The organism is uncultured Brachyspira sp. (assembly GCF_944390595.1).
Classification (GTDB): domain Bacteria; phylum Spirochaetota; class Brachyspiria; order Brachyspirales; family Brachyspiraceae; genus Brachyspira.
On the sequence record NZ_CALXRN010000197.1, the window covers coordinates 31478 to 47495 of the forward strand.

A 16018-nucleotide genomic window follows, 5' to 3' on the forward strand; every position below is an offset into this window, starting at 1 on the left:
ATAGAATAATTATCTATTGCTGTAATAACGAAATAATAAATAATTTATATTATTTTACAATACCCAATTAAGTTTTTCTTCTGTTTTTGTTACTCCTACAGGCAAATTAGTAAGAGCTGCTTTTTCAACCAAATTCTCTAATCTTTTTATGCCAACTATATCTATTCTTGACATAGCAGCATATCTTATAGCATCAGGACTTACCATAGCACATGTAATTAAAATACAATTTGGTATATTAGCATGAGCCCCATATTCATATAATTGAACAAGCTCATCATTAAATATAGGACTGTATAAAGTTCTAAAATATACTATCTTCTTAGGAGAATGCACGCCTTTTCCTTCTTTAGAAAATACTATCAGGTATTTTTTATCTGTAATCTTAACAGAATATGGTATAAGACCCAAAGATGATACTATTTTTAAAGCATAATTTACAAATTCATCCCCTTCCAATTTAAAGAACTTTTTAATGTTTTCACTATATTTAGATTCTTTGTAAGTATTTAATTTTTCATTAGCATCCTTATAATTAGGATCTATTACTATAATACCTTCCAATATTTCTATAGATTTATTAACATTACCTACTGTATCATAGCATTCTGATAAAGTATAAAGTATAGATAAATTCAAATCCTTATCATAACTTTCATGATTTATAGCATTCTCTAAAGTACTTATAGCCATTTCCATATTATTTAATTTTATATAGCATAAACCAATCTCATATAAAGATTTAACAGCATATTCTTTATCTTTAGATGAAACAGTATAATATCTAATTGCATTTTTATAATCTTCTCTTCCTTTATATGCTCTTCCCAAATTATAATTTAGCAGTACATCGTCCTGATTCTTTTTTAATATATTATTCATTATAGATATAGCATCATTATAATTACCAAGATTGACAAAACAAAAAGCCTTGTATTTCAAAGCTTCCGGATCATTAGATTGAATATCTAAAGCCTCATCAAAGTATTTTATTGCTGTATCATACTGTCTATTTTCATAATAAATAATACCAATCTCAGATGATACTACTAATTTATATTCATCAAGCTTTAATAATGTAAGATATTGTGCTAAAGCTTCTCCTTTTCTATCTATTTTATTTAATGCTCTAGCCAATGATAATACAGTTTCAGGAGAATCATCTCCGTCATCTATGGCATGTCTGTATTCTACTATTGCAAAAGAATATTCTTCCATACTAGCATAACAATTACCTATCATAGTATGAAGTTTAGCTCTTTTTATACCAGCCTTATCTTTTGATAATATATCTTTAAGTTTTAACAAGGCTAAATCATTTTTACCTTCAGATAAAAATTTATTAACCTTGTCCATATCTGAACCTTTTTTATTCAAAGCCCCAAATAAAAACTTTTTAACTATTAATAACAGTGTAACAAATACACATAAAAATACTATAATGTAAATATTATTCATACTCTATTCTTTAACTCTTAATTTAATATACTATATATAAATTCGGAATTATTTTCAATAAATTAAAATAATTTTTTATAGTTTATTTTCTTGCTATTAATCTTACAAATACCTTAAAAATCTCAGCAGCTAATATAACTATTAAAGAAATTCCAATAATCTTTATCCATGTATTGAAACTTAAAGGAACAGTATTGAAAAATCCTCCGGCATACTGAGTTACCAATATTTGTAATATAAAAGTTCCGCCCATACTTAAAAGCATTAATTTGTTATTCAAGAAATACTTAAATACACTGTCAAATCCTAATTCTCTGTTATTGAAGGAATTGAATATCTGGAACATTACAAACATAGCAAATAAAACTGTAGCCTGTTCTGCTTCAGCAACTTTAAGTATATTCAATTTGCTTTGAAGCATGAATAATATAATCATAATAGTAGCTGAAAATACTATTTTAAATATCATCTTTTTAGTTACAATGCTTGCATTTCTTTTTGTAGGCATTCTTTTCATTAAATTATCTCTTATAGGCTCAAGTCCTAAAGCAATGGCAGGAGGTCCGTCCATAATGATATTTATCCATAATAACTGTATTGCAGAAAATGGAGATTTAAATCCTGTTAATGTAGATATAAGAACCACTACTACAGAAGCCAAGTTAACTGTAAGCTGGAATTGTATAAATCTTTGGAAATTATCATATATACCTCTTCCCCATTGAACAGCTTTAACAATAGTAGCAAAAGAGTCGTCAAGAAGAACTATATCGCTAGCCTCTTTTGAAACTTCCGTACCTGTTATACCCATAGCAACTCCAACATCGGCATTCTTAATAGCAGGAGCATCATTTATACCATCGCCTGTAACAGCAACAACATTACCCATTTCTTTTATAGCATTAACAACACGCATTTTTACTGTAGGAGTACTTCTTGCTATAACTGATATCTTACTTAAATTCTGCTTCAATGTATTATCATCCATAGCATCGATATCTTTAGCTTCAAGTACAATGCTGTTTTCATTAAGTATTTTTAATTCTCTGGCTATTGCAGTAGCTGTAACTATATTATCACCTGTAAGCATTTTTATATTTATTCCGGCACTTCTGCATTGTTCAACAGCATCATAAACCTCTTTTCTTACTGGGTCTGATATAGCAACAAAGCCGTCATATATCATATTACTTTCTAATTTTTCTCTGACATTTTCAACATTATCATCAACTACTTTATGAGCAAATGCTATTACACGCTTAGCTTCATTTTGGAATTTCTCTATCGCTTCTTCAATGCCTTTTTTCTCATCAGCACTTATACTGCACATAGCCATTATTTTTTCAGGGCTTCCTTTAGTAAATACAATAGTTTCATTATCTATTTTAGCAACAGTTGTCATGTTTTTAGTATCTGATGAGAAAGGATATTCATATATAGTTTTTGATTTTTCTCTTATTTCTTTATAATTATAATTAGACTTACTTGCAGCAACAAGCAATGCACATTCTGTAGGATTACCTAAAAATTTAGCTTGTCCGTCTTTATAATCAACATCAGCAGTAGAATTGATAGCAAAGTTTTTTATAATTTTTTCATTCTTTATATTTTCAGGCTCTATATATTCACCATTAGCAAATAATTTATTTAATGTCATTTTGTTTTCTGTAAGAGTACCTGTTTTATCAGAACAAATAACATTAACACTTCCTATAGTCTCACAAGCAACCATTTTCTTTACTAATGCATTCTGTCTAGCCATTTTTATAATATTAATAGAAAGAGAAACAGCAACTATTGTAGGCAAACCTTCAGGTACAGAAGCAACTATCAAAACTATACTTGTAATAAATGCCTCTGAGATAGTTGTAAAATTAGCATTACCTGTTCTAATAAAATTAATTACTTGAATTATAAATACTATAGCTGCAGCAGTGATACCGAACATAGCTATTCTTTTACCTAACTGAGCTAATTTTTCCTGCAAAGGTGTTGTAGTAGTTTTAGTCTTAGATAACTCTCTTGCTATTTTACCAAATTCAGTTGCATCTCCAACTGATGTAACTATCATTTTTCCATTTCCTGTTGTAACAAATGATCCGGAATAAGCCATATTTACTCTTTCAGCAACTGGAGTTTTTTCATCAGTCAATACTGCTTCGGCATCTTTTTCAACCGGTTCGCTTTCACCTGTTAAAGCAGATTCATCAATATTAAGAGATACTGTTTCAAGCAATCTTCCGTCAGCTGGAAGTTTGTTGCCTGTTTCTATAAAAGCAATGTCTCCTACAAGTAAATCTTTTTGATTTATTATTTCTACCTTACCTTCTCTTATAACTTTAACTTTAATATCTTCGTTGATACTATTTAATGCTTCAAATGCTTTCGCACTTTTACCTTCCATAACTATAGTAATTGTTATAGATAAACTTATAGCCAAAAATATTCCCAAACACTCTAAAAAATCAGCATGACCTCCATTAAAATAAGCAACAGTATTAACACCAATAGCAATAATACCTGCAAATATCAGCATTAATATCATAGGTTCTTTTAATGACTCTAATATTTTTTGAATTAGAGTAGCACCTTTTTCTTTAGTAAAACTATTAGCCCCATATTTTTCCAAACTTAACTTTTGCCCTTCCTGGGTTAAACCGATTTTAGGGTCAACATTAAGTTCTTTTATAATGTCATTTTTGCTTCCTAAAAAACTGTTCATTATTTACCTCTCATTTAATTATTTTATAAAAAGTGCATAAAAAAAGACTCATGCATAAATAAACTATCAAAGCATTAAAATACTTTAAAAGTTTATTTATACCTGAGTCTCATTAATTAAGGCTAGCCAAACTCTAATAATTTAAGAGCTGCGATGTTGACTTTGCCACGTAAACTAAATTACGTCAACTACTCCCTCATGAGTATTTGATTATGAACTTTATTACGTTGCATATAATATCATATAGTAAAAATAATGTCAAGAAAAAATATTTTTATTTTATAAAAAAACTTCTAATGTAAAAAAATATATAAATAATGTACTAAATTTTATTATTAGTGTAATATAATTCTAAAAAAGTATATATATTGTATTGATTTTTTATACTCTTGATATATCATTTTTATATAAGACCGCAAATTAAGGTAATTATTGTATGCTGTATATGTAGCAACTCTTATAATTTCCTAACAAATAATATATTTTGATACAGAAACAATAATTAGTTAGGAGAAAATTAATGATTAAGAATTCTATGATAATATCTTTTATGTTGTTTATATTATCTTGTTCAGCATCAATAACAGATCCAAGCGAATTAAATGTTGGAGACGGAAGTCTTATACATCCGGATACAGCTATTACAGATCAAGCAACAATAAATAGATTTTTAGAACAGCGTAATGGTATTTACTATGCAACTTATGAAGACGGAAGTCTTGATATGAGATATAGAATTGAAGGTACTGAAATATACAGCGGATATGGTACTCAAATAAATGCAATTAGAACATTATTTGGAACTAAACTTCAAATATACATAGAAGGAAAATCTAGTCCAACTGGAGCAGGATATGAAATGAATGATGAAATGTTTACCTTTAATTTTGGTCCTGATGGAAATATATATCTTTTTGCCAATGCAATATTTCATAAGGATTCTTATTCCTCTCAGCCAGGATATGATTATGAATTAGGAGAGCCAATAACTTCTTTAGCCAGCGAAACAGGAAATTATTATTATTATGATTATGATAATACAAAAAAATATTATATACTTATTGATGGAAATGGTCAGGTTTATATTGACAATAATTTTAATATAAAATATTCAAAAGATTATTATAATGGAAATATATTAACAATATCATATACTCAGTCAGGCGGAACTACGAGCAAGCAGGATTTACACTTCTATAATAATAAATTAATATTTGGTAATACATGGATCAACAATCAATTACAATATGAAAAATTAAAAAAATATGATATATTCACTCCATATAATGGTACATATTCAGAAGGAAGCACAACTTTAACAGTATCTTCTTCTAAAGTAACAATAACAGGAGTAACTTCCGGAACACCTGTTATGTCAGGAAATACTTTAATTGTATATCAATATTCTTCAAGATATCCTACGAAAGAGCATAAATTTGTATTTTCTGCTGATAAACAAACTGTAACATATACAACTCCAGATGGAAGCAAATCTGTATTGACTAAAAAATAAGTATATATATAATATTATATAGTATTTGTTAATTTAATATTTTTGTTAAAATAATTGAAAAAAAATCGATTATATGTTATAAATTATTGCAAAACAGGGTAAAATTCTTTTTGGAGAAATAAATGAAAAAAGTTAAAAAAAATCCATTTCAAAAAGAAATTGAGAGAAAATATGGTACTTCCGGATTTGAACTTCAATCGTTCATGACTGGGAGTAAGAAAATGAAAGTAACTAAAGAAGAAATAGAAGATAGATATAATATTTCTCTTGATGAGTTTTCATATTTCGCTAGAATAGCTGGTTATAAAGTTCTTGCTGACAGCAAATCTCTTATAATATTTAAATAAAAATGAAAAAAGACTTAAATGTATTGCTTTTAAATGATTTATGTTCTTATGGTAAGGCATCTCTTACTGTAAATATTCCTATATTATCATATTTTGGAATTAAAGTTTCTCCTCTTGTTAGTGTACTTCTTTCTAACCATACAGCCTTTGAATCATTTTGTGCATTTAATTTAACTGAACAATTAGAAAAAATTGTAGGAGAATTAAAAATTAGAAATCCTAAATTTGATGCTTTTTATGTAGGATGGATTGCTTCCGGAAAACAGCCTGATATTGTAATAGACATAATAAAAAGTTTTGATATTAATACCATATTAATAGACCCTATACTTGGAGATAATGGAAAACTGTATCCTTCAATGTCTTATGAACATGTAAACTATATGAGGAATATAATTAAATATGCAGATATAGTAACACCAAATATTACTGAATTGTCAGTTTTATTAGATAAAGATACTTCTAAATCATATAGTGAAGAAGAAGTTAAAGAAATGGCTGAAGAGCTTTCTAAAATGGGACCTAAAACAGTAATAGTTACAAGTGTTGTAAAAGATGATAAAATAGGATGTTTATGTTTTGAAAATAACAATATAATTACAAGTTATTATCCAAAAATTAATATAAGCATACCAGGTACAGGAGATGCTTTTGGTTCTTCATTACTTGGATATATTTTGCAAGGAAACAAAATAGAAGATTCTCTTGAAAAAGCTACTAAATTTTTATATGATTCAGTATATGCTTCTGTTAAAGATAATGATGACAGATTATACGGAATCTCAATAGAAAAAAGATTGAATTTACTTTTTTAAAACTATCATTCTAATAATTTATTCTGTATATATTCTATATTTTCTATCAATTCTTTTCTAGTATTCAAATCTTTTCCCCATACTGCTTTGGATAATGCTGTCTGATAATAATTTAAAGCTTCTTTAAGTAAATTATTAGTGTTTTTATCTATATAGCTTTCGGCCCTAAATTTATAAATATCGCCTAATAATTTATATCCGCTGCAGTCATCTGGAACTAATTCTAAATAATTTAAAGCATAAATTTCAGCATTTTTATAATCTTTAAAATTATTAAGATAAACTAAAGAAGCTCTATAATTTGCCGCAGCATAATTTTTTCTTGTTTTTACTATATATTCATAAGTATTTAATGCATCTCTTGTTTTTCCCATAAGTTCATTTATATATCCTCTCTGATAAATATAATTAATATTTTTATCAAGAGCTATTGCATTATTTATTACATTTATTGCTTCATTGTAATTACCAATTTTAGTATATAGCTTTGCTGCTGCGTAAAGTCCGTCAGGATATTTTATATTATCATTAACAAAATTAGAAAGTTCATCAGAAGATATATTATTATTCAAATTAATTTCACTTTCTGCTTTATATATAGGATTAACTTTTAAATATTTTGAAGCCCTGTTATAAGATAATAGAGAATAAGCATACAAAGAAGATTTATTATATATTCTTCCTAGTAATAAATCCTTTCCTCCATTAACATTAATATAATTACAAATATTATTAATTATATAAAATCCATCTATATTATATTCTTTAATATAGCTTTCTGCTAATTTAATTCTATTCTCAATATAAGCAGGAGCAATTCTTATAATCTCTTTCATTGTACTTGACAATTTTACATAAGCACTTGTATTATCATAAGAACCAATAGAGTTTAAATATGAATCAATTTCCATTTCTTTTCTTATTGCAGCAGCATCATAATTATTTCTATTTCTTCTTACAGCTAATGCAATTGTTTTACTTGCATTATCATACTCCTTGTTTTCATATAAATAAGCAGCATAAAGTCCGTAAGTTATAGATTCTATTTTTTTAATATATGCTACATCATAATTTTTATTTTTTAAATCAGCTATATAAGCCAAAGCTTCATCATATTGATTAAATCTTGCAAAATCATATATTCTATCAGTAATTAATTCTGTATGCAGTTTTAATTCTTCTTCCCAATACTCTGTCGCTTTTATATCTATAAAATCTCTTTCTTTTTGATACTGAGATGTTTGTTTGCTGGATGCTCTAATTTCTAATAATTTTCTTAAAAGTAAAACATTATTAATACTTATATTATTAGCATTAAAAAGCTCTTTTAATATTTCTATAGCTTTGTCAATAGAACCTAATTGATAATAGGCATCAGCTATATATCCTATCCTTAACTGTTCTTCTACTCCTGTAAATGTTTTCAAAGACAATAACTGCATAATATCAACATAATAATTTTTAGATTTTAATTCATAAACCTTGTCTAATATCTTATTATATTCTATGCTTTTAATTAATTCCTCTGCCTGAGTTTCGTACAATGTAACTTCTTTTAATAACTTTTCAGCTTTATCATATTCTTTTTTAAATATTAAGTTTTTACTATAATAAAGTTTATTCTCATCTGAAATATCATACATATCCACTATTTGAGATATTATTTTATCCGGATAATAGCTATATCCTGCTTCATAAAGCATAACAGCAAAAGTTTCATAAAGTCTAGGTTTATAATACGAATATTCTAATCCTGTTTCTAATATCTTTACAGCTGCTGTTTCATTGTTTTCATATAAATATATTTGTGCTAAAATAGCATAAGCTTCATCAAAATCTTTTTCTATAGAAATTAATTTTGTCAATATGGATTTTGCTTTTGCATAATCTCCAATATTAAAATATGTTTTACCTAGAGCTACTGATATTTCCGGGTACTGCAATGAATAAGATGATATTTTGTTTAAAATATCTAAAGCATTAGTATAATCTTTTTTTTCTATGCTTAAATTCCATGCATATATTTCTTTCTTTATGTTAGCATTTGATATTTTACTCTGTATTCTAATCATATCATCTTGACTTGAATATGCAGCATTATTATAGTTGGCTATAGCATTATCATATTGATTATTAATTAAATCTATATCACCCAAACCCTCATAACCATAACCTGATTTTTTACATAAATCAAAATAATAATTTCCGCTTTTTATATCGCCATTGATTAAAGCAGCATTACCGGCTAAAAAAAGCCATTTAGGATTATTTGAAGTTTTATATGCTGTTACATAAGTTTTTAAAGTTTCTTCATATTCATTAATAGTCTCAAAAAAATTCCCAACTAAACTATAAACTCTGTCATAACTGTCTTCATCTATGTATAATGTTAATAATTTTGTAAAATCTAATGAAGCATAGTATAAATCTGCATTCCTATAATAAGCTAATCCTCTTGTATAATATATATCATAATAGTTTGAATAATTACTTTCTAAATCATTGCATAAAATTATAGCATCAAAAAATTTACCTTCTTCTATTAATTTTTTAGCTTTATTTAATTCCCTATTTAGTATAAAATTTCCTTCCTCATCAATATTTATTTTATTTTCTTTTTTTATATTTATGCTATCTAAAGATATATTTAAATTTCTATCTGACATAACTTTATGATATTGTAAAATATCTCTGGAATATGCCGAAACATATAATGTAACAATTATAAGTAATACTTTTATAAATTTCATAATAAATTCCTTTCTTATTACCAATAATATCGGAATTGGATTTGCTATATTTTACTTATAATAATTAAAAATGTAAAGAGTATGTAAAAGTGAAAGAAATTATTATTTTAGCATCTAATATAGGAAATATAAAAAACAAATCAAATCAATTTATTTTAAATATAATTGAACATTTTTATAAATCAGGTATAAGAGTTACTGTATTTTCAAAATCATTTTCTAAAAATTTTCCAGCATATATAACTAGAAAACATTTATCCACATTATTATTAAAAAAATCTGCAAATGATATTGCAAAAATGTCTGAAAATGCAGATGCAATTATAGCTGTTGATTTTCCAATGAATATAATAGCATCTATGACTAAAAATATATTAATAAAAAAAAATAGAGGTAAAGCACCTATAATAGTTTGGTATGCATTAAAGTTCCAAAATCATTTATATTTTTATGATAATAATATAGAGCAAAATAAATTAACTGATAAAGTTTTAAGAAAATTAGATTATGAGCATACATCAAATATAGACATTATAATATGCGGAAGCAATAAAGTAAAAGAGAAAATATTGTATTTACACAAAAATATAAAAAACATAGAAGTTATATATCCTTATTTTTCACCATATATATTTCTTAATAATAAGCAGCATAAAGAAAAAGAAAAAAATATTATTATTTTTTATAATAATGAAGAAAGTATATTCAAGTGTACATCCGCTTATGCTCAATATTTAAAAGAAAGTGATGATGTATATAGATTAAAAATAGTAGGATACAATAAAGATATAATAAAAAATATAAAGAAATTGAATATAGAACAATACGTTGACTTTATAGAAGAAGATGATAATTCAAAGATAGCAAATGAAATAGAAAATTCAAAAGCCATAATAATACATGATACTAATGATTCTTTTTATACAGAATTAGTTTCTGCTTGGCACTATAAAACATTGCCTATAATAGATGAAAAAAGTTCATCTGCCGAAATTGCTGATGACGGAAAGAATGCTTTAATATATAATTCAAAAAATCCAATTTCAATAATATCAAAAATAAAAAAAATGGCTGAAAACAAAAAAACTTATGAAGTATTTATGTCATCAGCCAATTATAATCAAAATTCTAATGAAATATTAGAATTAATAAATAATTATTCATCAAGCAATAATTAATTATTTACCAATTATTTTTATTTGGTTTTCTTAAAACAGGTTCATCATTATTAGGCATAACCTTTTTAAGTTCATTAAATAATCTTTTCTCCTCAGAAGATAATTTATCAGGAACATCAATATTAACAACAACAAATAAATCTCCCCTTCCGGATCTGTTAATATGAGTAGCACCGCTTCCTTTTAATTTAAATACCTGTCCGCTGTTTGTACCTGCAGGTATTTTTATTTTCACTTTCTTTTTATCCAAAGTCTGTATATAAATGTCAGTACCTAATGCAGCCTGAACAACATTTATTCCAACCTCAGTTATTAAGTCTATACCGTCTCTAACAAAATACTGATGCGGGGAAACATGTATATATAAATATAAATCTCCCGAAACACCGCCTCCTATTGCCTCGCCTTCACCGCTTATTCTAAGCTGAGTATTATCATCAATTCCTTTAGGTATATTAACAGATATAGTTTTATTTTTCTTAACTGTACCGGAACCTTTACAATTTTTACAAGGAGTAGTTACTATAGAACCGCTGCCGTTACATCTGCTGCAAGTTCTTCTAACACTGAAGAATCCTTGTGCCATTCTAACCTCTCCGCTTCCGCCGCAAGTAGGACAAGTTTGAGTTTTAGTTCCAGGTTCTGCCCCTGTTCCATGACAAACATCGCAAATATCTTTTTTATCCAGCTTTATTTCCATTTTTTTGCCGAATACAGCATCTTCCAATGAAAGTGTTACATCATGTCTTAAATCATTGCCGCGCCTTTGCGATCTTGAACCTCTGCCTGAAAATCCGCCTCCAAAGAATGAACTGAATATATCATCCAAATCTCCAAATCCGCCGCTTCCACCAAACATTGATGAAAAGTCAAAACCGCCTCTTCCATAAGCATCAGCAAAATCGCTATGAACTCCTTGGAAACCAAATTGATCATACTGAGCACGTTTCTTTTCATCAGATAATATTTCATAGGCTTCTGTAGCTTCTTTGAATTTCTCTTCTGCCTCTTTATTACCAGGATTCCTATCTGGATGGTACTGCATAGCTAATTTTCTATATGCTTTCTTTATTTCATCACTAGTAGCTGTTTTTGCAACTCCCAAAACTTCGTAATAATCTCTTTTTTCTGCCATTTATTATATCCTCATATAAATTTACTCTATACAAAATGAAAATATATAAAATATTCTCAATAATTTATTTTTTGCTTTTAGTAAAAATCAAACCTAAACCAAGACCAAGTACGGCCAAACCTCCAATAAAATATTTACTATTAGCTAAATATTTTAAATTATATTCCATACGCTTTTTTTCATCAGATAATATTTCATAAGCCTCAGTTATATCTTTAAATTTTTCTTCTGCCTCTATATTACCAGAATTTCTATCCGGATGATATTTCATAGCTAATTCTCTATAAGATTTTTTTATACTTTCAATATTAGAAAATATATTAACATTAAGTATTTTATAATAATCTTTTTTATTATTCATAAATATACCTCTTAATCAAAAAACATCAAACTTTCAACAACTAATAATAATCCGGAAGCAATCCATATAGACCTAATACCAAACATATTAGTAAAAAAACTTCCTAAAAAAGCTCCAAAGGTAAATGAAAATAGAATTGTTAAATATATAAGTCCATTTTTTAAACCTGCCTTATCTCTATTAAATAAAAATCTAAATAAATTATCTGAGGCCGATTTTAAATTACCTGTACACATATTAGTAACATAAGCAAGACCTTCAACCTTATTGAAAGTTATCATCAAAGTTGCTGACATAAATGATATAACACTAACAACTACAATATTTGAAACACCTTTATGTAAAAAACCAACTATAAAAAGTATAACAGCAGCCATTAGTATAATAACATATTCTAATTCCATTAACTTCTTTTTATTTAAAACTTTTTTTATATATAAAGCAGTCCAAATACCAACAACAAAAACAGAAATAGGTATTAAGTAATGCATAGTATCCATAAATTCTTTCTTTGCAAAATGCATAGCAAAAAATATCATATTGCCAGTTTGAGCATAAGCAAATACTCCGTCCCTGGTAATATAAGTATAAGCATCAACAAAACCGCCAACTAAAGTAAGTATTGAAGCTACATATATAGTTTCAGTTGTATGCATTGATTCATTTTTTCTTTTTATAAAAGCAATTATACTATTTTTCACTTTTAACCCATTTATTATTGCTAAATATTATAACACAAAAATATATTTTTAGAAATATTATAATATATTTTAGCTTATATAAATTTATAATTCAGTATTTTTTATATATAAAAAATAATAAAAGATCAAATTTAAAATATATTTTTAATTATTCAGCTCCATTAGATTTTAATAATTCAGAAATTTCACTGCTTCCAAATTCTAAAGCATAATTAAAGGCTGTTTTATTATCTATGTCCTTTTTATTAATATTAACTCCTTTACATATTAAATATTTTACAACTTCTAAATAGCCATTTGCACAAGCATACATCAAGGCTGTTCTTCCGTCTGTATTTGCTTTATTAATATCAGCACCTTTTTCTATTAAATATTCAGCAGCATCTAAATTACCATTTGCACAAGCATATATTAAAGCTGTTCTGGAAGATGTATCCTCTTTATTAATATCAGCTCCTCTTTCTACTAAATATTTAATTATATCTAAGCCGCCATTCTGTGAAGCAGATATCAAAGCATAACTATTTTTAACATCGGCTCCTTGCTCTACTAAATATTTAACTATATCTAAATGCCCTCCCAATGAAGCATAACTTAAAACATAACTATCTTTTATATCAGCACCTTTTTCTATTAATAATTTAACTATTTCTAAATGCCCATTCTCTGAAGCATAAACTAAAGCATAATTATCTTTAATAAAAGCTCCGTTATCTATCAAAAGTTTCAATACATCTAAATGTCCATTTAAAGAAGCATAATCCAAAGCCATTCTGCAGTCTCTGTCTTCTTTATTTATATCAGCACCTTTTGCTATTAACAATTTAACTATTTCTAAATGCCCATTAAAAGAAGCAAAAATCAAAGCTGTATACCCGTCTTTATCCTCATAATTAACATCGCATCCGGATTCTATTAAATGTTTTACTTTGCTGAAATCTCCTTTTTTTGCTGCTTCTAATAATTCCATATATATTTCCAAAAATTTAATTATCAATAATTTTTCAAAAGATTAACTATTTCTAAATGCCCATTTTTTGATGCATCACTAAAAGCATGCCTATCATTTTTTATATCAGCACCTTTTTCTATTAAATATTTAACAACCTCTAAATGTCCATTCCTTGCAGCATTACTTAAAGGTGTTATTCCATATTTATCCCCCATTATATTTATATCTGCTCCTTGTGAAACTAGATATTTTACTATATTTAAGTGTCCGCTTCCTGCAGAGTACAGCAAAGCAGTTCTGTAGGAATAATCTCTCATATTAACATCCGTTCCTAATTCTATTAAATATTTAACTATATCAAAATACCCATTTTCTGAAGCATACATCAAAGCATGTCTGTCATTTTTGAATTCTGCTCCTTTATCTATAAGCAGTTTTACAATTTCTAAATAACCATTCTTAGCAGCCGAACTTAAAGCATGCCTGTCATTTGAAACATCATAACCTTTTTCTAATAAGTATTTAACTATTTCTAAATACCCGCTTTCTAAAGCATACATCAAAGCATATCTGTCATCTTTAAATTCTGTGCCTTTATCTATAAGCAATTTAACAATTTCTAAACTTCCGTTTTTTGAAGCATAAGTTAAAGCTGTTTTATAATAATAATCTTTTGTATTAACATTTGCACCGTTATCAATTAAATATTTAACTATGTTCAAACAGCCATTTTCTGAAGCATACATCAAAGGCGTTTTATAATAGTCATCTTCTGTATTGATATCATATCCAGATGATATTAAAAATTTAACTTTTTCAAAATCATTATTTTTAATGGCTTCTAATAATTTCCTATTCATAATAAAAAATAAAAACTAATTATAAAATCACAACTTAGAAATTTCTTCTGTACTTAAACCTGTTATTTTGCTTATCAAATTTATATCAAGATTTTCATTCTTCATATTTTTAGCTAAATCATATTTTTCTTTTTCTATACCTTCTTTTATGCCTTCTTCTCTTTCTCTTTTTAGCATTATTTCCTGACCGTATAAAAAAGCCTCCCTAGCATTATACATCTGCATAGTCTCTTCATCGGAAGTAAATATATCATATTTTTCTATAACCTTACTCATAATATAATTTTCCTCCTTAAGTTTATTTTTTATTTTATTTAAATCACTTGATGTAAAAAACTCTATCCAAGAAAGTAATTTATTTTTCTTTATATCTTCAATGTTTAATTTTTCTAATATTTTTTTAAATCTTTTTATCTCTATTAAATGTATTTGAACCATATCTAAACTTATATTATGATTATTAGTATCAATTAATTTAAAACATCTATGCTCTTTACCAAAATCATCAAAATTTAAATTAAAATTCAAAAAATTTATGCTGATTATTTTGCTAATATCTTTATAAGCTTCATTTGACTTTAATTCTAAAGCTATATTTTTGGATATATAATAATAAATCCTCTTTAGAAAATCAATATTTCCAAAAAGCTGAAACTCTATAATAATTTTTTTATTATCTCTAGTTTTAGCCTTTACATCTAAAATAGATTCTTTTAGATATTGATTATCTTTAATATTGTAAGGGTTTATTATTTCCAAATTATGAACAGTATCAAATCCAATATTTATGAGTACAGAATTAACTATATTTTCCAATATATCCTCATCACCTTCGCAGGCCAAAAGATATCGTATAAAAAAATCATTAAGTAAATTAATCTTATTCATAATAGTATTATACTAACATTATACTAAATTGTCAAAGAACTAAAATTGTAAATATATTTTTATTTAGCACCATTAGCTTTTAAAAATTCTGCTACTTCCAAATACCCATTATATGAAGCCAACATCAAAGCTGTTTTACAATCATTATCTTTAGCATTTATATCGGCTCCTTTATCTAGCAATTATTTTACTACTTCTAAATGCCCATTAGATGAAGCCAACATCAAAGCTGTTCTATTATAATCATCTTTAGCATTTACATCAGCTCCTTTATCTATCAAAAGTTTTACTACTTCTAAATGCCCATTTCTTGAAGCCTCCATCAAAGCTGTACAATT

The 16018-nt window shown here is 26.5% G+C and carries 13 protein-coding genes and 1 pseudogene; 4 read left to right on the plus strand and 10 right to left on the minus strand.

The genetic code is table 11. The features are described 5' to 3' along the window. Positions 1-54: 54 nt before the first annotated feature. Both Q0J90_RS11970 and Q0J90_RS11975 read right to left on the minus strand, forming a co-directional pair. The gene (locus tag Q0J90_RS11970; protein WP_297278130.1) at positions 55-1458 is read right to left on the minus strand and encodes a tetratricopeptide repeat protein; all 1404 of its coding nucleotides are present in this window, start codon (positions 1456-1458) and stop codon (positions 55-57) included. Positions 1459-1540: 82 nt separating this feature from the next. Continuing rightward, positions 1541-4180 (minus strand): calcium-translocating P-type ATPase, PMCA-type, encoded by a 2640-nt coding sequence (locus Q0J90_RS11975; RefSeq protein WP_297278131.1) that lies wholly within the window; start codon positions 4178-4180, stop codon positions 1541-1543. Positions 4181-4700: 520 nt separating this feature from the next. Between Q0J90_RS11975 and Q0J90_RS11980 the strand changes: the two genes are divergently transcribed. From Q0J90_RS11980 to Q0J90_RS11990, 3 genes are all read left to right on the plus strand, one after another. Beyond that, positions 4701-5693 carry a hypothetical protein gene (locus Q0J90_RS11980; RefSeq protein WP_297278132.1) on the plus strand — a complete coding sequence of 331 codons (993 nt, stop codon included), beginning with the start codon at positions 4701-4703 and terminating at the stop codon, positions 5691-5693. 122 nt (positions 5694-5815) lie between these two features. Further along, a complete protein-coding gene (locus tag Q0J90_RS11985) occupies positions 5816-6040 on the plus strand; it encodes a hypothetical protein (protein WP_297278133.1) in 225 nt (74 codons plus the stop codon). A 2-nt stretch (positions 6041-6042) separates the two neighbouring features. Then, complete coding sequence (locus tag Q0J90_RS11990) at positions 6043-6855, plus strand: pyridoxamine kinase (protein WP_297278134.1); 813 nt, start codon at positions 6043-6045, stop codon at positions 6853-6855. A gap of 5 nt (positions 6856-6860) precedes the next feature. Here Q0J90_RS11990 and Q0J90_RS11995 read toward each other — a convergent pair whose 3' ends face one another. Next, on the minus strand, positions 6861-9605 hold the full coding sequence (locus Q0J90_RS11995; RefSeq protein WP_297278135.1) for a tetratricopeptide repeat protein: 2745 nt from the start codon (positions 9603-9605) through the stop codon (positions 6861-6863). Positions 9606-9694: 89 nt separating this feature from the next. Between Q0J90_RS11995 and Q0J90_RS12000 the strand changes: the two genes are divergently transcribed. Further along, positions 9695-10783, plus strand: coding sequence for a glycosyltransferase (locus Q0J90_RS12000; protein WP_297278136.1), 1089 nt, complete (start codon positions 9695-9697; stop codon positions 10781-10783). A 4-nt stretch (positions 10784-10787) separates the two neighbouring features. Here the strand turns inward: Q0J90_RS12000 and dnaJ are convergent, their stop codons facing one another. The 7 genes and pseudogenes from dnaJ to Q0J90_RS14740 all read right to left on the minus strand — a co-directional run bounded on the left by dnaJ (position 10788) and on the right by Q0J90_RS14740 (position 16003). Beyond that, a complete protein-coding gene (dnaJ, locus tag Q0J90_RS12005; RefSeq protein ID WP_297278137.1) occupies positions 10788-11918 on the minus strand; it encodes a molecular chaperone DnaJ in 1131 nt (376 codons plus the stop codon). Between the two features lie 64 nt (positions 11919-11982). Further along, positions 11983-12279, minus strand: coding sequence for a DnaJ domain-containing protein (locus Q0J90_RS12010; protein ID WP_297278138.1), 297 nt, complete (start codon positions 12277-12279; stop codon positions 11983-11985). 11 nt (positions 12280-12290) lie between these two features. Continuing rightward, a complete protein-coding gene (locus Q0J90_RS12015; RefSeq protein WP_297278139.1) occupies positions 12291-12980 on the minus strand; it encodes a YoaK family protein in 690 nt (229 codons plus the stop codon). 148 nt (positions 12981-13128) lie between these two features. Next, positions 13129-13950, minus strand: coding sequence for an ankyrin repeat domain-containing protein (locus tag Q0J90_RS12020; protein ID WP_297278140.1), 822 nt, complete (start codon positions 13948-13950; stop codon positions 13129-13131). Positions 13951-13973: 23 nt separating this feature from the next. Further along, positions 13974-14792 (minus strand): ankyrin repeat domain-containing protein, encoded by an 819-nt coding sequence (locus Q0J90_RS12025; protein ID WP_297278141.1) that lies wholly within the window; start codon positions 14790-14792, stop codon positions 13974-13976. Positions 14793-14819: 27 nt separating this feature from the next. Further along, on the minus strand, positions 14820-15680 hold the full coding sequence (locus Q0J90_RS12030) for an Rpn family recombination-promoting nuclease/putative transposase (RefSeq protein ID WP_297278142.1): 861 nt from the start codon (positions 15678-15680) through the stop codon (positions 14820-14822). A gap of 59 nt (positions 15681-15739) precedes the next feature. Beyond that, a pseudogene (locus Q0J90_RS14740) lies at positions 15740-16003 on the minus strand (ankyrin repeat domain-containing protein). Between the last annotated feature and the right edge of the window lie 15 nt (positions 16004-16018).